Here is a 17,753-nt window from a genome sequence, read left to right on the forward strand (position 1 = left end):
GTGATTAGCTTATTCAGCTTAAACCTAAGCTTAAGCATAATCGGGCAATCTTAAGATAAGCTTAAGCTTTGGCTTTTAGCATGGTGTCAGTATGAAACTGATAAGAGATTGTGCAATACGCCATGACTAAAAATTTACGCAGGCTATTCGGGCCCTATTATCCGTTGCTGGTCATGTCAGTACTAATGTTACTGGTTATGTCTGCCAGTCGCACGGGGTTATTTATTTGGCAATATGAGCGGGTTGTAGCAGTGGCCGCGGTGTGGCCATTACTGTTACAAGGCGTGCGGGCTGATCTTATTATGGTGGGGCTATGGCTAATAGTGCCGGTATTGCTGGCACCGCTGTTCGCGCGCAGCAGCGGGTTTAATGGCTGGCGCTGGTTTTGTTATGGCTGGGCTTTACTGGGGCTGGCGGCAGTTATTTTTATTGAGTTATCGTCGCCACAATTTATTCTGCAATACGATATCCGGCCTAACCGGTTGTATATTGAGTACCTAAAATACCCAAAAGAAGTGTTTAGCACGCTGTGGCAAGGCTTTCGGGCTATGCTGCTGGGTGGTATTGCCGTGTCGGCGGTGCTGGTGTGGCTGGTGAGTAAGCTGTTAGCCAAAACCAGCTTAGCGGCAGTGCCTTATCGCGATAGCATATTATGGTTTAGCTGGCCGCTGGTGGTGGTTATAGTGTTTGCCATGGTGCGTTCTACTACGGAGCATCGGCCAGCTAATCCGGCGTTTTTCGCCGTTACCAGCGATGCTTTGGTTAATTCGTTAGTGATAAGCTCACCTTACTCGGTGTTATATGCGGTTTACAGTTTACGCCATGAAGCAAATTCCAGTGAAATATACGGCAAGTTGTCCACCGATGAAATGCTGCAGCTGGCCTTGGACTGGCCCTGGTTAAAGCAGGCTACGTTTAACAACCCGCAACTGCCTACGCTACATTACCGTCAAGCTAGCGTAAAACGTGCCAAACCGCTTAATTTGGTTATTATTTTAGAAGAAAGCTTAGGCGCCACTTTTGTGGCATCGCTGGGCGGGATAGCCGTAACGCCAGAGTTAGAACAGCTAAAGCAGCAAGGTTGGTGGTTTGAGCAATTGTATGCCACGGGTACCCGCTCGGTGCGCGGCATTGAAGCAGTGGTGTCTGGTTTTATGCCAACGCCGGCGCAAAGTGTGGTGAAGCTGTCTTTAGCCCAGCAAAATTTTTATACTCTGGGTAGTACGTTACTGCAGCAAGGCTACAACACCAGTTTTATTTATGGTGGCGAAGCGCATTTTGATAATATGCGCAGCTTTTTTACCGGTAATGGTATTAAGCAGGTGATTGATTTGCCGCAAATGGATAAGCCAGTTTTTGTTGGCAGTTGGGGCGCCAGTGATGAAGACTTATTTACGGCAACGGCGAAACATTTAGACGACATGCACCGGCAACAAAAACCCTTTTTCAGTTTAGTATTTAGCTCGTCCAACCATACCCCTTTTGAATTCCCTGATGGGCGTATTGCCCTGCAGGAGCAGCCCAAGCAGACGGTGAACAATGCGGTGAAATATGCCGACTATGCGCTTGGCCAATTTATTGCGCATGCCAAGTTGCAGCCCTATTGGCAAGACACGCTGTTTCTCATTGTGGCAGACCATGACAACCGCGTTTACGGTAACAACGTAGTGCCGGTAGAAAAGTTTCATATTCCCGGTCTTATTTTAGGTGTTGATTTGCAAGCCAAGCGCATTGCGCCGGTTGCCAGCCAGATTGACCTGGCACCAACGTTGTTATCGTTAATGGGCATAAGCACTGAAACGCCCTTAACGGGCCGCGACTTTAGTGCGGATGACAGTAGCCCGGGCCGGGCAATGATGCAATTTGATCAGTATTTTGCGCTAATGGAAGAGCGCCAGCTGACTATTTTACGACCGCAACAAGCCGCCGTAGGAGCGGTATACGACCCCATTAGTAAGCAACTAACGTTATCAACGCAAGCGCCATCTGCGCAGCAAGCTAAGCGGGCGCTGGCACAGGTGTTGTTACCGTCTTATTTGTATCGTAAGCAACAATATCATTTGGCCGAGCAGCCTAGCAAGGTTAGCGTAACCTTAAAACTGCTTTAACATACCTTCGTGGTAATCATTGGTGTTTAAGGTCACTTTATACTGTGCAGCCAAGCCATCAAGCGCTGTTTGTGCCAGCACTAACTCGTCCATAATAATGGTGTTATCGTCAAGGTTCCACAACAGGCGGGAGCCGGCATAACTGTATTGCATGGCTAAGAGTGCCTCGACATTCCCTGCTTTAGCGGCCACGTCGAGCTTTCGCATTTTTCGACTTATTTTGTTCAGTGCTTGTTTTAATTCCCACACGTAAACCACTTCTGTCATAAAAGGATGTCGCCGGTAGCGGTTAAGTAGCCAGCCTATTGTTATTGCGCTGACTAGCACACCAAGCAGATTCCAGTGAAAGTGGCTGCCGCTAGCATCAGGAAATAGCACAATAAGTGTTTGTGAAATGGCTAAACTCCCGATGGCCAGTGCCGCAATGCAGCCGACAATAACCCGGTTTAAATGACGACGATAACGGGCTTTATCAATTTTAATGAGTTGCATAATCAGTTAATTAACGCCTTAGAGTAAATTTTTTCGACTGGTGTAGCTTATCACCTAATACCAGCATGCAGGGCGTTAAAAAAAGGGTAAGTAAAGTCGCAAAGGTTAAGCCGCCGGCAATGGCGCTGGATAACTGGGTCCACCACATGGTAGAGGGCGCGCCAAAGCCCAGGCTTGGCTCAAGCAGGTTAACGTTTACTGCCAGCACCATCGGCATTAAACCCAGCACCGTAGTCACCGAGGTCAGTAGTACCGGGCGTAAGCGCAAGCAGCCGGTTTCGAGCGCCGCTTCGGTTGCCGACATGCCGCTTTGCCGTAGCTGGTTAAAAGTGTCGATGAGTACGATATTGTTATTTACGACAATACCCGCCAAGCCAATAATACCCATACCCACCATAACAATACCAAAACTCTGGCCGTTCACCAGCAAACCCAGCAACACGCCGGCCGTTGAAAACACTATTGCTGACAACACCAGCACGCTTTGATACCAGCTGTTGAATTGCACCAGCAAAATCATCAGCATTAAAAAGATAGCCGTGGCGAAGGCGCCGATTAAAAATGTCATGGCCTCTTGCTGATCAGCACTTTCACCCGCTGTTTTAACATTAACGTTGTCGGGCAACTGCATGTTACTGGCCAGCAGCGCCTGTAGACGCTCACTAACCTGAGCACCGGGTGCCAGATCGCTTTTTATGGTAACGGCGCGGTTGCCATCAATCCGCTTAATTACACTGGTTTTTGGCGCAGGTACCAGTGCTACAAAATTACTTAGTGGCACCTGACCACGCGCAGTCTGAATGGTTAGCCGACCCAGTTGATCCAAAGAGCGCCACTGCTGAGGAAACCGCACCCGGATATCAACTTCATCGCTGGCATATTCAGGCCGGAACTTCGCCAGTAGTAAGCCATTACTGACCATTTGTACCGCGTTACCCACGGTAAGTACATCGGCGCCAAAGCGGGCAGCGGCAGCACGGTCTACCTCAATGCGCCATTCAATACCGGGCAGACTGCGGTCATCTTCGATATCGACAAAACCGTCCATTTGCCCCATCTGGCTGATAATTGTGCTTACCGCCTGCTCGGTAGCGGCGGTATCCTCGCTGCTGACTTGCAACTCTATGGGTTTACCTCCCGCAGGGCCTTCTTGTTGCTGGCGGAATTCCAGAATAATGCCCGGAATATCATTGGTCAGCTCGCGCATCTCATCCAGAATGGCGGCTGCTTTGCGCCGCTCGAACCAGTCAATAAACTGAAACTGCAGAGTGCCAACCACATCAGGGGCTAGCTCGCCGCTACTGCTGGCGAGCGATCGGGCATATAGGGCTTTTACCTCGGCTAAACCCAGTAACCGCTGTTCTACCTGTTTAAGTAGCGCATCTTTTTCATAAATAGACATATCGCCACGGGCCCGGACCCACACCTGGGCCGACTCTGGTTCCACATCCGGAAAAAACTCCATGCCATGGTTGAACTGACTGTAGGCTACGAATATAAGGGCCATAGCACCAAGCATTCCTGCCAGCGTGAGCACCGGATGGCGCAGTAACCGGCTTAGTAAGTTGCGATACGCCTTGCCTGGCCGGCTGGCTTCGATTTGATGCGGCGCAGGCTTCGCCCGGCTGATGCCGCCCATTACCGGCAGGAAAATCAGCGCCATAAACAAGGATGCCAGTAAGCACAGGATCACGGTGGCGGGCAGATACTTCATAAATTGGCCAACAACACCGGGCCAAAATAGCAAAGGCATAAACACCACTACGGTGGTGGCAGTAGAGGCAATAATAGGCCAGGCCATGCGGCCGGCAGCATTGGCCCAGGCTTGTTTTGGCGGCTGACCTTCAGCAAGATTTCTGTCAGCCAGTTCACTAACTACTACAGCGCCGTCGACCAGCATGCCGGCAACCAGAATAAGCGCGAATAGCACGATAATATTCATGGTAAAGCCCAGCGCAAAAATCATCAGAATACCGGCAAAAAAGGCGCCAGGAATGGTAATACCCACCAGTATTGCTGAGCGCACGCCCATCGTCGCGACAATTAGAATTAGTACCAGCACCACCGCGGTCAACACATTGTTCAGCAGATCTGACAGCATGTTTTTCACTTCTTTGGACTGGTCCATAATGTAGTTAATGTGCATACCGTCCGGAAACTGGCTGCTGGCTTGTTCTATTAACGCTTTGGTTTGCGCAATAGTAGAAATAATATTGGCGCCAGAGCGCTTTTTAACTTCGAGTACCACCGCAGGCTGGCCGTTAATACGGGCAAAACCCAGTGGATCTTTAAAGCTACGATTGATGGTGGCGACATCGCCAAAGGTAATAACCGTATCGCCAGCCACTTTAATGGGCATAGACATAACATCAGCTAAATTTTCAATAACCCCGGGTACTTTCATGGCGAAACGGCCGGCACCGGTATCTAAGCTGCCGGCAGCTACCAGCCGGTTATTATTGGATACCAGGCTGAATAATTGCTGATAATCCAGGCCATAGCCTTGCAGTACCTGCGGGTCGACTACAATTTCCAGCATGTCTTCGCGATCGCCTCCAATATCAACTTCCAGCACCTCGGGAATGGCTTCGATATTTTCTTGCAGCTCGCGGGCAATATACACCAGCTGGCTTTCTGAAATTGGCCCGGATAAACCAACCGATAATACCGGGAATAGGCCGACATTTATTTCATTTACGGTCGGTTCATCGGCCTCACTAGGCAGTTTGGCCCGGGCAGCGTCCACTTTAACCCGCACATCGGCCAGGGCCTGATCAGCATTAAAGCCGGCATCAAACTCCAGCATTACTGAGGCATAGCCTTCGCTGGCGGTTGACGTCATTTTTTTAATGCCTTCCAGGGATCGCAGTTCATGCTCCATCGGCCGCACCAGCAAACGCTCGCCATCTTCCGGGCTAATGCCATCAAGCGACATTGAGACGTACATCATGGGAATCGCCACGTCGGGGTTGGCTTCTTTGGGAATAGTGTGATAAGCCGCAATACCGGCAATAAACAAAAACAGCAGCAGCATTAAGCTGGCACGGCTTCGGCTAATCGCGGCCTGAATAATGGTATTCATGGCCTGGTTCCCTGAGCCTGCGATTCAACCCGCACTGTGTCACCGGTTTTGACAAAGCCCGCACCCTGAGTAATTAGCCGGGCCCGTGCCGGTAAACCGCTAACCCGAGCACCCTCGTTGTTAGCACTTAAAATGTGCACCGGGTAAAACACTACTTGTTGTTGCTCGTCTACCACCGATACCCCAAGTTTGCCGGTATTATCCAAGCTAAGCAGTGCCGGTGAAATTAGATGGGCTGGCACCGGGGGCAGTTGCACGGTAACAGTTGCACTGCCGCCCGCAACGCGCAGCAACTGCGGGTTAGCCACCGTGACTTCAATATAAAAGCTGCGGGTGTCGGTATCGGCAGCAAAGCTGATAAAACTTAGCGTGCCGCTAAGTTCTCTACCATCAAGCAAGCGCAGCGTTACGTTTTGGCCCTCTGTTAATGCCTTAACCTGTTGCTGCGGGATCTGGGCGGTAACTTTTAACTTATCTATCTGCACCAGGCTTAGTAATTCAGTGCCAATTTGCACCATATCTCCTACCTCGACATAACGGCGATCGACCACGCCGTCAAAAGGCGCTTCAGGTTCAATCTGCTGTAATGCCAGCCTGGCATGTTCAAATTCTGCTTCGGCTTTTGCCAATTCGCTTTGCAGCCGGGTAAGATCTGTTGTAGATAAAAACTGCGATTTGCTCAGCGCGCGGGCGCTGGCCAGCTCGTCCTGTCTTAAGGTTAGAATGGCTTTAGCTTGCGCCAATAACGCGCTGCGCCCCTCGTCAGATAAACGCAGAAACTTATCACCCTGCGAAACCCTTTCGCCTTGCTCTGTTAGTACCTCGGTTACCGTGCCGGCTCGCTGTGATTTAATGCTGACACTACGCCAGGGCAACACCTGACCCTGAGCTACCTCAGTTAATTGATAGGGTTTTGCTTCAGACCAGCGGGTTTCTACCAGCGGCAGTTGTTGTTCTGCAAGTTGTTGTTTAGCCGGTACCTGCTTTTTTGCACGGTAGTTGTCGCCACTAAGTAACCAGAACAGCAAGGCTAATGCCAACACAACGGCAATAATGACGGGAGAGGCAGCGAACTTTTTAAACATGAACGATCCTTGACGATAGCGGTAAAAAATGGCGAACTTGCAGTAGTAAAATATACCTACATGGATGAATGTCAGCAAGTTAAGAACTGTAACCAAATATAGCCTGTCTGCATTGCAACAACGAATACACTTTGCCCGGCACTTGTGTTTTGTGGTCAGCAGACCAATTAATTCAGTCAGTTACCCGGCGCCTTTTCTGCCGGTAGTGTTTATCAGTTAACCTGCAGGATGGCAGCAATAAACGCACCGATCAATTTGGCGGTAGCACTGAAAACCGCGCGCGTTTAATGTTGCAAGTAACCGATGTGGTAGTAGCCGTGTGGGTATGCATTTAGCGCCCAGAGCCGATGCGCATAGCATGGGTGACTCACAGCGCAGTGATACCTTTGGTTATCTGGTGCAACAGCTGGACAAGCGTAAAATTGCGTTTATTTGCTCCCGTGAAGCGCAGGGCGCTGACAGCCTCGGGCCAAAACTAAAACAATTATTCGGCGGCGTATACATTACCAATGAGAAGTTTGACAAAGCCAGTGCCAACGCACTTATTGCCAGCGGTGATGCTGATGCGGTGGCCTTTGGTGTGCCTTATATTGCTAACCCGGATCTAGTGACGCGTTTTGCTAGAGACGCTGCATTAAATTCGCCAAAACCTGAGTTATTTTATGGTGGTGGCGCGAAGGGCTACACTGATTACCCGGCACTTGCTGGCTAACCCCATCTAAGCATAACCATCATCGATACTGATACAAGCGCTGCTGCGCTTGTATCAGTTGTCTGCCAGAATGTTAGCTATATCGGTATTAGCCATGGCAAGAGGCAAGGTAAGCGCTGCCGTCTTTGGCGGTAAAGCGTTTTTCACTACCACAGCCTTTTGTCAGCTGCTTGCCGCTTAACATACTGAACCAGGGCTCGCTAGCGTGCTTAGCCTGCAGTTGAATATCGTCGATACCGGCGCAGTCTTTTTCGCCATTGCTACCATGACGGTTTAAAATAAGCTCGACGTGACGGCCCTGGTTTACCAGCACCAGTGATTCAGGTGCTTCACGATGGCCGCTAAGTGCCACAAACTGCGCCGGATGTTGCAGGCCGCTTTTTCTGCCATCGGCAAAAAATGCCAGTAAATGCTGAAAATACACCATATAACACACCACTTCTTGGTGTGAGCCCTGCGCCAGCGGAAAGGTTTTGTCTAAAAAGCCTTTAGAGTAATCAATAATTTGTTGCACGTGGCGCGCGTTCAGCTGATTAATGACATTTAGCTCGGTTGCCATCCAGGCGGTTTGGCTTGGCGTGGTGGTGCTGTGGTTTGATGCCAGTGTAGTCATATTGTTATCCTCATCTTTGTCGGGTATTGGTAATCTCATTAAGCAGGCTTGGAATCCTGTTAGCGCAGCCACAGAGTGTCTGAGCGGATGCGCCAGCAGGAGCGAGTTGCTGTGGCGAGCACGGCAGGAATTGCAAGCCGTGCTCTTTGCAACTTCATTATTTGCCTTGCCATAATGAGCTTGTTGCTATCGGTTAAAAACTAGTCTAGGCTAAAAATTAGAATAATTTCACAATAGAAATTTTACAGTGTGAATTTTACAAAATGAAAGCAAATAAAAGCCTGCTCAGAAAGTCACATTTTCTTGGTACTAAAATTAGAAACCTGAGAAAACGTAATAATTTAACCATGGACGATTTATCGACCCGTTGCATCCGGGTAAGTCCAGAGCAAGCGCCGTCGGTGTCTTACTTGTCGATGATTGAACGTGGTAAACGAACTCCCGGTATTGAAATGCTGCAGGTAATTGCCGAGGTATTTCAAAAAGAGCTGGAGTGGTTTCTTGATGGTGAAGATGCCGAGCAGGATTTAACGCCGCAAAAAGGCAGCCGCGGCGGCATTAGTGGTATGGCGCTGGAGCCAGGTTTTTTATTTTCAAATGACATTTTGCAAATAGCTATTCCTGAAATGCTGTCGCAAACCGGCACCAGCGGTAAACAATTTGCTCAGTTGCTTATCCGGGCGCATCAGGAACACAATCAGAATCATTTTCCTGAGTTGGAGCGTGCGGCAGAAGAGGTAGGCCAGAAGCGCATGCCACTGACGGTTGCCGAATTGCTGGCAATAATAAAACAACTTGGTTTAAGCGTAATTTGGTTTAAAGAGCCACCAAAAGAGCTGCTGGACGAATTGGGCGTGTTATCGAAAAACGTTGCTACCTCGTTTTTTACGCCACCAGGTACATTACATTTAAACCTGCTGCTGCAGGACTTTCCTACCCGCTTAAAATATGAGTTAGCGGTGCATATTGGCCATGCGGTGCTGCATAACAAAGATGGCGTAAAAAGTAGCATGACCGTGGGCGGCACGCATGATGATGATATGTCGCAATCGACCGATGTGCAGCCACAGGATATTTTGCATGCCTGGCGTGATTTTGAATCCAGTTTTTTTGCCGGAGCATTACTGTGCCCGAAGCTACCGTTTCGCCAGTTACTAGACCGGCATGGTTATGAAATAAGTACGCACAATCAGGCAGGGGTGTCGGCGTCGGTGGCCATGCGCCGCATGACAGCCGTGTCGCCCTATGCCCACTGGCATTATTTCGATGCCTATACTCCCGGTAAGTTAAAAGCGGTGTATCGTGGCAATGGTATTCCGCTGCCGTGGGGCAATATGCGCCAGGTGCAAGATCCGTGTCAGCACTGGGCGGTATTTCGGATGTTTGACGTGGAGGGCGTGGCCAGTTCTGCTCAGTTGTCGTTGTTAGATGTAAATGGTAAACCACGAATTTATTGTTGTGAGTCAACCAAGGTAAGCGATTTAGCCGGTAATAAGCATGTGTTATGCGCGGGCATCGACTTAAATCCGGCCCTGCTGGCACAAGGGCTAGACGCTGATGCCATGGCCGGCGAGCTAAAACAGCTGTGTGTTAATAGTGCAGGTGGTGCAAAAGTGCCAAAAGCCATTCAAACCGCGTTAACCAGCGTGGCGCATATTCTGAATATTAACTGGGTGGCGCGCAGTTTAACCAAGCCAGCGCAACTTATTTGCGCCCGTGGTAACAGTTGCCCGCGCCACCCAGGCTGTTATCAATGTAAGCAGACGGGTGAATAAGCTTAACGTTTATTGCCCGCCAATAACTGCATGTTTTCATCCAGTAAGCTTACCAGTAACGCCTTGCCGTGGGCATCTATCCGAAATTGACCATAGCGCGCTTGCTCGTAAATGGCGCCAGTGCCTTCGGCAAAAAAGAAACCATTAGGGCCAATGCTTGGCCTGCCGTTATGCTGGCGCAACAACACGGCGATTACATTAGGTTCAGCAGTAAGGTTATTAGAAAGGCTATGCAGACTAGTTAGTTGGTCGGCATCAATATTAAGCCAGGCATATTTATAGTGTGTTGCGTCATCTGTCAGTACACGGTCAATAGCAAATGCCAGCGCCATATAGTCTCCCTGCATAATAGAGCGTGGGTCTACCGGTGCCAGTTCAATAGTCACCAGCAGCCCGGTTTTCAATGTCTTTTCAAACTGCCAAATTGCATTTGCGGCAACTGCTAAAATAAACAATACGGCGCCGGCAATGGCGAGCCGATGTAAACTTTTGGTCATATAACTCTCCGCTGATAGCGCTGCAGCACATACCAGGCTGCCAGCAATACCATACCGCTAACAGCCAATAGCGCGGACTTATGTAATAAATTAAGCTGCAGGCTGTAATAAAACTGGCCGACAGCAAATAACATACTTAGCAGGCATAACGCATACCAGCGGGTACTGCAGCCGTAAAAGCAAGCTAATAGCAGTGCGCTACTTACCAGTAAACCTGATGCTGGATAGAGCAACACGCAAAGGATTACCGTGCTGGTGAGCAGCAGGATCCGCTGCGTTACAGCAACAGCGCGGCTGAGCCAAAATACCGTTGACAGCAACAGTACGCTGCCAAGCGCGCTATACAGTGCCTGCGCTAACATTAGTCTATCGTTTAACCAGTTACTGCTGTCAACGATAAGCAAGCACTGACCCAATAAGGTCAGGATCAGGCCTGCCAGTGTCATAATTTCTAGCAGGCTTTTTAGTGTTGCGGCATAGGCTAAACCCGCCCATTGCACTCTGCTGCACCACAAAAACACAGCAACAGCAGCCAACAGATTACTGACAACGGCGATTAATGGTGCAGAGCTAATAAGCGATAGCAGACAGAGCAGAGCGATACTTAAGCTAACCCGCTGATGCAACTGGTTAAGGGGACTAAATAGTAATAATCCGCTGATAACCGCGCAGGCATAGCGAGGCGCTTCATCGCCATACCCCAACCAGCTATATACGGCATACGCCAGTAAACCTTGACCAGCCAAGGCTACAGCTACTGACATATGTTGCAGGAATTCCTGTATTCTGGTGACTAACCAGATAGCTCCGACCAGCAGTAACAGGCCAACGGTTAGGTGCACGGTAATATTATCTGCCAGCGCCAGTATTGGGCCAATAAAGGCACTGATAATCAGTATAGAGGCTACCCAAGCGGCGCCCCCTAGCAACAGGTGTAACCACCAAGGGCTGCTCTGCTGACGTAGTTGCTGCATTGCTGCGTGATCAATAATACCGGTATGTGCTAATTGCTCGGTAGTTGAGACTAACAGGCTATTCATGCGGTGTGCTCCTGTAGCAGGCGTTTTAGCCAGATGGAAGCACCGGCACTGCTGGTAATAACAAATAGCGCTAGTAAGTTCAGGGCAAAAAAACTGTCGGTAAAATCAAACAGGCTGGCGAGCATTGATGTGGCGACGGCAATTGCGCTGAATAATAATAAGGCAAATACCACAATGTCGCGCTGCAGGCGTAGGTACCATAATGTCATTATCGCACTCAGCAGCAGGTAGCATAGTAGGTTAGGCCGAAAGCTCTGTTCCCACACACCGATAATTGCGCCAATGGTTAACGGCAATAGCAACGCTAAAGCTGCCAACCAGACCAGTGGTTTATTGGCTTTAATACCAAGCCGCGGCAGGGCTAATTCAGCCAGTATCAACAGCAGTACATTAGCCAGAGCGACATAAAGTAGCAACGTGGCTGTGCTAAATAACCAAAATAACGAGTGCGTGTCTACGTATCGCCACAGGGTAAGTTCGAGCAGGGTAAACCACAACAAATACGCGGCGCGGCTTTTACTTAGCATAACCAGCGGCATAATTAACGCCGCCCAACTGGCAAATAACTGCCAGGTATCGGCACCCGTTTGGTAGGTTTGGCCGATCAGGGCCAGCAAGGCGCCGGTGAGCAAGCAGCTGGCAAATAAGGTACCACGTTGGGCTAGGCTATATGGAGGGCTAATTAAGGCCAGGCTACCAGAGAGCAATAGTGCAGCAGCTGCCAGCACAAACTTTGCCAGGTAAGGCATTAACGGCCAGTTATAAGCAAAGAAAAAAAGTAGCGCGCTGCACAACAATACCACCCCGCCCAACAACAGCACACGATTTGCCAGTATTAGCCAGTGTTGTTGTGCGGGAGCTAGCAGGAATTGGGACTTTACCAATTGTAATTGGTTAGCGTTAAGTTGTTGTTGCTCAGTCCATTGCAATAACTGATCGGCGCGGTGCAGGTTATCCATATTGTTGCAGTGAGTTGGTGTTAACTGAATAACATCATAGCGTTTTTATAACTTGTTACAACTTCGGTGATGGCGTTAGCTGTTATCTATGCTCTGCTCAGGGTAGTATGTTGCGGTGTGAAAATATGCAAACCAACCAGGAAAACTATAATGAAAAAGCTTACTTTAGCCGCCGCCTCTGTAGCGTTGGCACTTGGCCTAACGGCGTGCAACAAGCCAGATACCGATACCGCGCAACAACAAGTAGTAGCCGCAGAAGCTGCTGCGCCGCGAGTGTCTGGTATTGACTCGCAGTATTTTGATCCGGCAGTAAAATTCAGTGAAGATTTTTTTCTGGCGGTAAACGGTAAATGGTTAGCCGAAACGCCTATTCCGGCTGATAAAGCCTCGTATGGCTCGTTTCATATTTTGAATGATAATTCACAGCAAGCTGTTAAAGCCATTATTGATGAAGTATCAGCCCGTACCGATTTAAAAGCCGGTTCAGACGAGCAGAAGCTGGGCAACTTTTATAATAGCTTTATGGACGAAGCCACCATTGAAAGCAAGGGTTTAAGCCCGTTGCAACCACAACTGGATATGATTAGTTCGCTGGAAAATAAAGCGCAGTTGCCAGAGTTGTTTGCCCAACTGCAGCGCGATGGTGTAGCTATTCCTTTTGGCTGGTTTATTAATAATGACGCGAAAAATTCTACCGAGTATGCCGTATATTTAAACCAAGGCGGCTTAGGTTTGCCCGACCGTGATTACTATTTTAAAGACGATGAAGCGTCATTAAAGCTAATTACCGACTATAAAGCGTATTTAACCGACATGTTTAGTATGGCTGGTAACGGCGATGCTGCCGCGGCGGCTGAGCGCGTATATACGCTGGAAAAAGCCTTGGCCGAGCATCACTGGACCCGGGTAGAGAATCGTAACGCCGACAATACCTACAACAAAGTTACCGCTACCGAGTTAAATAACACCATGGGCAGCTTCGACTGGGCTGCCTTTGCCAATGGGGTAAAGCTGAACAGTGTAACGGATATTATTGTGCGTCAACCGAGCTACTTTGCCGGTTTTTCAAAAGTGCTGGCAGCAACCGACTTACAAAGCTGGCAGGATTATTTAAGCATTAAAACCCTTCATGGTTATGCCGATAAATTAAGCAGTAATTTCGCCGACCGCCGTTTTGCTTTTTACGGCACCACTTTAAGTGGTATTGAACAGCAACAGCCACGTTGGAAACGCGCCGTAGAGGCGTCTGACCAGGTGCTGGGCGAACTAACCGGTAAGCTTTACGTAGAGCGCCACTTTAAACCAGAAGCTAAGGCGCGGATGGAAGAATTAGTGGCAAATCTGATCAAAGCCTACGAAATTGCTATTAAAGAGCTGGAGTGGATGACCGAGGAAACTAAAGTGGCGGCGCTGGAAAAACTCAGTACTTTCACGCCAAAAATTGGTTACCCGGATAAATGGAAAGATTATTCGTCACTTGATATTAAAGCAGACGATTTAGTTGGTAATTTCGTGCGTGCCAGCCATTGGGGTTTTGATGAGATGGTGGCCAAGTTAGGTCAGCCTATCGACAAGAGCGAATGGTTTATGACGCCGCAAACGGTAAACGCCTATTACAACCCGGTTAATAACGAAATTGTTTTCCCTGCAGCCATTTTACAACCGCCGTTTTTTAATATGGATGCGGATGATGCGGTAAACTATGGCGGTATTGGTGGTGTTATCGGCCACGAAATTGGGCATGGCTTTGATGATCAGGGTGCTAAATATGATGGCGAAGGTAACTTACGTAACTGGTGGACTGAACAAGACAAAATGCAGTTTCAGGCACGTGGCGCCAAGTTAATTGCTCAATACAATAAGTTTGAACCGTTACCGGGCCTGAGTATAAATGGTGCGCTGGCACTGGGTGAAAACATTGGTGATTTAGGCGGTATGACGGTAGCGCTTAAAGCTTATAATTTATCACTGGCCGGCAAAGATGCCCCGGTTATGGATGGTTTTACCGGTGAGCAGCGTTTCTTTTTAAGCTGGGCGCAAGTGTGGCGCTCGCAGTATCGGGAAGAGGCGTTAAAGCGTCAGTTAAGTACCGGGCCGCATTCACCAGCGCATTATCGGGTAATTGGGGTATTACCGAATATTCCTGAGTTTTATACGGCCTTTGATATTAAAGAAGGCGATGCGATGTATATTGCGCCAGAGCAGCGCGTTAAGATCTGGTAACTGTAAATCCATGGGGTAATATTTTTCTGCTACACTGCACCAGCTGAGTAGGAAACTACTCAGCTTTTTTTGTCTGAATTAACTCAGTTTTATAGAGGTTAGAACCCCGATTTGGGCGCCACAGAGTGTCTGAGCCATGCCGCAGGCAACAGGCGACAAATTCGTCAGGAACGAATTTGAACAGCTTTGCTGGCTCGCGAAGGGCAGGATGCCCGAAGTAGTTGCTGTGGCGAGCCATAGCGGGCGTTGTAACCGGCATCGTTGCACCGAAATTGGCAAGAATGCTCAACATGCTGAGGTCTGACCACTATAAGTAAAAATATAGAACATTGGCTTTCATATTCACACTGCTTATACCCACTATAAGTGGTGTGGTTAACGGCCCGATGTCAATTTGGCCCGAATTTTCATATAATCGCCCCCATTCATTCTAAGAATGACGCCGCAGTAGCTAGACTGCCGGCAACGACCAAGAGGATCATACTGTGCTACAACAATATCGCGAACATGTGGCCGAGCGCGCAGCGCAAGGTATCCCGCCAAAACCGCTCAATGCCGAGCAGGTAGCCGCCTTAGTTGAACTGTTAAAGAATCCGCCACAAGGCGAAGAAGAGATCTTAGTTGATCTGTTAGTAAACCGTGTGCCGCCAGGCGTTGACGAAGCCGCTTATGTAAAAGCGGGCTTTTTAACGGCGTTAGCTAAAGGTGAAGTAACTAGCCGCTTAATAAATGCCGAATATGCCACAGAATTACTGGGCACCATGCTGGGCGGTTATAATGTTCAACCGCTAATAAGCCTGTTAGATAATGAAACGTTAGCGCCTATCGCAACGAAAGCATTGTCACATACATTACTTATTTTTGATGCTTTTCATGATGTTACAGAAAAAGCCGATGCCGGTAATCACTATGCCAAACAAGTAGTGCAAAGCTGGGCTGACGCCGAATGGTTTGAAGCTAAGCCGGCTTTGGCAGAGAAAATTACTGTTACGGTATTTAAAGTCTCCGGCGAAACTAACACCGATGATTTGTCACCGGCACCGGACGCCTGGTCGCGGCCTGATATTCCATTGCACGCGTTAGCTATGCTGAAAAATGCCCGTGAAGGGATAAACCCCAATGAGCCAGGTACGGTTGGTCCGATTAAGCAAATAGAGCAGCTAAATACCAAAGGCTTTCCGCTGGTGTATGTGGGGGACGTAGTGGGTACTGGTTCATCGCGTAAGTCGGCGACTAATTCTGTACTGTGGTTTATGGGTGATGACATCCCGTTTGTGCCAAACAAGCGCGGGGGTGGCTTTGTGCTGGGCGGTAAAATTGCGCCTATTTTCTTTAATACCATGGAAGACTCTGGCGCCTTACCAATTGAAGTAGACGTTAATAAGCTGGAAATGGGCGATATTATCGATATTCTGCCATTTAAAGGCAAAGTACTGCGCCATGGTAGCGATGAAGTACTGGCAGAATTTAGCTTAGCCACTGACGTATTAATTGACGAAGTGCGTGCCGGTGGCCGCATTCCACTAATCATTGGCCGTGGTTTAACCGACCGTGCCCGTGAGTTCCTGGGCCACGGGCCATCAGAAAAATTCCGCCGGCCACAAGCCAAAGTAGACTCAGGTAAAGGCTTTACTCTGGCCCAAAAAATGGTTGGTAAAGCCTGTGGTGTTCAAGGCGTGCGCCCTGGTACTTACTGTGAACCGAAAATGACTACGGTTGGCTCGCAAGATACCACCGGCCCCATGACCCGTGATGAGTTAAAAGATTTAGCCTGTTTAGGTTTTTCGGCTGATTTAACCATGCAGTCATTCTGTCATACCGCCGCTTATCCAAAGCCGGTAGACGTTGATACCCACCATACTTTGCCAGATTTTATTATGAACCGTGGCGGCGTAGCACTGCGCCCGGGTGATGGTATTATTCACAGCTGGTTAAACCGGATGTTATTGCCTGATACTGTGGGTACCGGTGGTGACTCACACACGCGCTTCCCGATTGGTATTTCGTTCCCGGCCGGTTCTGGTTTGGTAGCGTTTGCTGCGGCTACCGGTGTTATGCCGCTAGATATGCCAGAGTCAGTGTTGGTGCGTTTTAAAGGCGAAATGCAACCCGGTATTACCCTGCGTGATTTAGTGCATGCTATTCCGTATGTCGCTATTCAAAAAGGCTTTTTAACGGTTGATAAAAAAGGCAAAAAGAACATCTTCTCTGGCCGTATTCTGGAAATTGAAGGCTTACCAAACTTAACAGTTGAACAAGCGTTTGAATTATCAGATGCCTCTGCTGAGCGTTCAGCAGCTGGTTGTTCTATTAAGTTGTCAGATACCTCTATTGCCGAGTATCTGGAGTCTAACGTTGTTATGCTGAAATGGATGATTTCTGAAGGCTACGGCGATGTACGCACCATCGAGCGTCGGATTCAGGCCATGCAAGCCTGGCTGAAAGATCCTCAGTTAATGGCAGCGGATGCTGATGCACAGTACAGCGAAATTATTGAAATTGATCTGGCTGACATTAATGAGCCAGTGTTATGCGCGCCGAATGATCCAGACGATGCCCGCTTACTGTCAGCAGTGGCAGGCGATAAAATTGACGAAGTATTTATTGGCTCTTGCATGACCAACATTGGTCACTTTCGTGCGGCGGGTAAATTACTGGAAAAATACCAAGGCCAGTTGCCCACCCGTTTATGGATAGCACCGCCTACCAAGATGGATCAGGCGCAGTTAACCGAAGAGGGTTACTACAGCATTTTTGGTAAAGTTGGTGCCCGCACTGAAATGCCAGGCTGTTCACTGTGCATGGGTAATCAGGCCCGGGTAGCTGAAAACTCAACGGTAGTATCTACTTCTACCCGTAACTTCCCGAACCGGTTAGGGCAGGGTGCAAACGTGTATTTAGCCTCGGCTGAATTAGCGGCAGTTGCCTCTATCCTTGGTAAGTTACCGACGGTAGCCGAGTATCTGGAATACGCCAAGCAAATTGATGCTACCGCAGCCGATACCTATCGTTACCTGAATTTCCACCAAATGCCGCAATACACCAAAAAAGCGGATAACGTGATTATTCAGCAAGCAATATAATTACTGCTGTTTTGCCAAAGGCCTGCAGTAGCAGGCCTTTTTTCTGTGTGCTAATTAGCAGCAAACAGCTAGAATTTTATAACT

General features: G+C 48.8%; 13 protein-coding genes. 6 read left to right on the forward strand and 7 right to left on the reverse strand.

Annotated elements, in window-relative coordinates; genetic code table 11:
* Positions 1-122 precede the first annotated feature (122 nt).
* Positions 123-2,108 (forward strand): LTA synthase family protein, encoded by a 1,986-nt coding sequence (locus tag VT06_RS02335; protein WP_046552646.1) that lies wholly within the window; start codon positions 123-125, stop codon positions 2,106-2,108.
* On the opposite strand, the gene VT06_RS02340 is transcribed toward VT06_RS02335, so the two are convergent.
* From VT06_RS02340 to VT06_RS02350, 3 genes are read right to left on the reverse strand one after another with little or no spacing between them, the layout of a single operon-like run.
* Positions 2,094-2,600 (reverse strand): DUF3087 domain-containing protein, encoded by a 507-nt coding sequence (locus VT06_RS02340; protein WP_046552647.1) that lies wholly within the window; start codon positions 2,598-2,600, stop codon positions 2,094-2,096. The two genes, VT06_RS02335 and VT06_RS02340, sit on opposite strands and share 15 nt — an antisense overlap.
* A 10-nt stretch (positions 2,601-2,610) precedes the next feature.
* A complete protein-coding gene (locus VT06_RS02345) occupies positions 2,611-5,682 on the reverse strand; it encodes an efflux RND transporter permease subunit (protein ID WP_046552648.1) in 3,072 nt (1,023 codons plus the stop codon).
* Positions 5,679-6,767: an efflux RND transporter periplasmic adaptor subunit gene (locus tag VT06_RS02350; protein WP_046552649.1), complete on the reverse strand. Its 1,089-nt coding sequence runs from the start codon at positions 6,765-6,767 to the stop codon at positions 5,679-5,681. Before VT06_RS02350 ends, VT06_RS02345 begins: the two co-directional genes overlap by 4 nt.
* A 221-nt stretch (positions 6,768-6,988) precedes the next feature.
* Between VT06_RS02350 and VT06_RS18560 the strand changes: the two genes are divergently transcribed.
* A complete protein-coding gene (locus VT06_RS18560; RefSeq protein WP_235357338.1) occupies positions 6,989-7,102 on the forward strand; it encodes a hypothetical protein in 114 nt (37 codons plus the stop codon).
* Positions 7,093-7,479, forward strand: coding sequence for a hypothetical protein (locus tag VT06_RS02355; protein WP_235357330.1), 387 nt, complete (start codon positions 7,093-7,095; stop codon positions 7,477-7,479). The genes VT06_RS18560 and VT06_RS02355 overlap by 10 nt, the downstream gene beginning before the upstream one ends.
* Before the next feature lie 88 nt (positions 7,480-7,567).
* Here the strand turns inward: VT06_RS02355 and VT06_RS02360 are convergent, their stop codons facing one another.
* Positions 7,568-8,131: a malate synthase gene (locus tag VT06_RS02360; RefSeq protein ID WP_235357331.1), complete on the reverse strand. Its 564-nt coding sequence runs from the start codon at positions 8,129-8,131 to the stop codon at positions 7,568-7,570.
* A gap of 224 nt (positions 8,132-8,355) precedes the next feature.
* On the opposite strand from VT06_RS02360, the gene VT06_RS02365 reads away from it, so the two are divergent.
* Positions 8,356-9,867 (forward strand): DUF3612 domain-containing protein, encoded by a 1,512-nt coding sequence (locus VT06_RS02365; protein WP_046552651.1) that lies wholly within the window; start codon positions 8,356-8,358, stop codon positions 9,865-9,867.
* Between the two features lie 2 nt (positions 9,868-9,869).
* On the opposite strand, the gene VT06_RS02370 is transcribed toward VT06_RS02365, so the two are convergent.
* From VT06_RS02370 to VT06_RS02380, 3 genes are read right to left on the reverse strand one after another with little or no spacing between them, the layout of a single operon-like run.
* Positions 9,870-10,364: a GDYXXLXY domain-containing protein gene (locus tag VT06_RS02370; protein ID WP_046552652.1), complete on the reverse strand. Its 495-nt coding sequence runs from the start codon at positions 10,362-10,364 to the stop codon at positions 9,870-9,872.
* Positions 10,361-11,404, reverse strand: a complete 1,044-nt coding sequence (locus tag VT06_RS02375) for a DUF4401 domain-containing protein (RefSeq protein WP_046552653.1) — start codon at positions 11,402-11,404, stop codon at positions 10,361-10,363. The genes VT06_RS02370 and VT06_RS02375 overlap by 4 nt, the downstream gene beginning before the upstream one ends.
* The gene (locus VT06_RS02380; protein WP_052750149.1) at positions 11,401-12,363 is read right to left on the reverse strand and encodes a DUF2157 domain-containing protein; all 963 of its coding nucleotides are present in this window, start codon (positions 12,361-12,363) and stop codon (positions 11,401-11,403) included. Before VT06_RS02380 ends, VT06_RS02375 begins: the two co-directional genes overlap by 4 nt.
* A 150-nt stretch (positions 12,364-12,513) precedes the next feature.
* Here VT06_RS02380 and VT06_RS02385 point away from each other — a divergent pair, with 150 nt between their 5' ends.
* Positions 12,514-14,586 carry a M13 family metallopeptidase gene (locus VT06_RS02385; RefSeq protein ID WP_046552654.1) on the forward strand — a complete coding sequence of 691 codons (2,073 nt, stop codon included), beginning with the start codon at positions 12,514-12,516 and terminating at the stop codon, positions 14,584-14,586.
* Positions 14,587-15,071: 485 nt separating this feature from the next.
* Entirely contained in the window at positions 15,072-17,669 is a 2,598-nt protein-coding gene (gene acnB, locus VT06_RS02390) for a bifunctional aconitate hydratase 2/2-methylisocitrate dehydratase (RefSeq protein ID WP_046552655.1), read from the forward strand.
* Positions 17,670-17,753 lie beyond the last annotated feature (84 nt).

The sequence above is a fragment of the Arsukibacterium sp. MJ3 genome (genome assembly GCF_000987765.1).
Lineage (GTDB): Bacteria > Pseudomonadota > Gammaproteobacteria > Enterobacterales > Alteromonadaceae > Alishewanella.

Excerpts from the sequence above, each read along its gene's own strand:
- VT06_RS02335 (WP_046552646.1), top strand. The coding sequence starts at position 123 with ATGACTAAAAATTTACGCAGGCTATTCGGGCCCTATTATCCGTTGCTG.
- VT06_RS02340 (WP_046552647.1), bottom strand. The coding sequence starts at position 2,600 with ATGCAACTCATTAAAATTGATAAAGCCCGTTATCGTCGTCATTTAAAC.
- VT06_RS02345 (WP_046552648.1), bottom strand. The coding sequence starts at position 5,682 with ATGAATACCATTATTCAGGCCGCGATTAGCCGAAGCCGTGCCAGCTTA.
- VT06_RS02350 (WP_046552649.1), bottom strand. The coding sequence starts at position 6,767 with ATGTTTAAAAAGTTCGCTGCCTCTCCCGTCATTATTGCCGTTGTGTTG.
- VT06_RS02355 (WP_235357330.1), top strand. The coding sequence starts at position 7,093 with ATGCATTTAGCGCCCAGAGCCGATGCGCATAGCATGGGTGACTCACAG.
- VT06_RS02360 (WP_235357331.1), bottom strand. The coding sequence starts at position 8,131 with ATGAGATTACCAATACCCGACAAAGATGAGGATAACAATATGACTACA.
- VT06_RS02365 (WP_046552651.1), top strand. The coding sequence starts at position 8,356 with ATGAAAGCAAATAAAAGCCTGCTCAGAAAGTCACATTTTCTTGGTACT.
- VT06_RS02370 (WP_046552652.1), bottom strand. The coding sequence starts at position 10,364 with ATGACCAAAAGTTTACATCGGCTCGCCATTGCCGGCGCCGTATTGTTT.
- VT06_RS02375 (WP_046552653.1), bottom strand. The coding sequence starts at position 11,404 with ATGAATAGCCTGTTAGTCTCAACTACCGAGCAATTAGCACATACCGGT.
- VT06_RS02380 (WP_052750149.1), bottom strand. The coding sequence starts at position 12,363 with ATGGATAACCTGCACCGCGCCGATCAGTTATTGCAATGGACTGAGCAA.
- VT06_RS02385 (WP_046552654.1), top strand. The coding sequence starts at position 12,514 with ATGAAAAAGCTTACTTTAGCCGCCGCCTCTGTAGCGTTGGCACTTGGC.